Origin of the sequence: Winogradskyella ouciana, assembly GCF_009709615.1 — a bacterium.
Taxonomy (GTDB): Bacteria; Bacteroidota; Bacteroidia; order Flavobacteriales; family Flavobacteriaceae; genus Winogradskyella; species Winogradskyella ouciana.
Genome location: NZ_WJYA01000232.1, coordinates 1 through 251, shown reverse-complemented (window position 1 = coordinate 251; position 251 = coordinate 1). Strand labels below are relative to the sequence as shown.

Annotated in this window: 1 pseudogene; it reads right to left on the bottom strand. The window is 46.2% G+C overall.

What is annotated here, in order from left to right:
* A pseudogene (locus F1003_RS19055) lies at positions 1-242 on the bottom strand (aldehyde dehydrogenase); the annotation flags it as partial.
* Positions 243-251: the final 9 nt, after the last annotated feature.

The following is a 251-nucleotide window of genomic DNA, read 5'->3' as shown; positions in this document are numbered from 1 at the left end:
CATTTTCTCAGCCGTTTCATGACAAAGCTGATTTCCTCCAAGACGATTCCGATTTCTGTTGAGTATGCTTCTTGCTCGGATTTATGGAGATCCTGGTAGAGAGCGGCTATGAGATCGGCTTCATGAGTTCTGACGGCTTGTTTCAGCTTTCGCAAAATGTTCAGTCTCGATTCAAGCGGTCTCGTATGTCCCGCCGCAAAATAGGCTTTATGCTTGCTGATGATAGAGGGGATGCTGTTCATTCCGTTTCT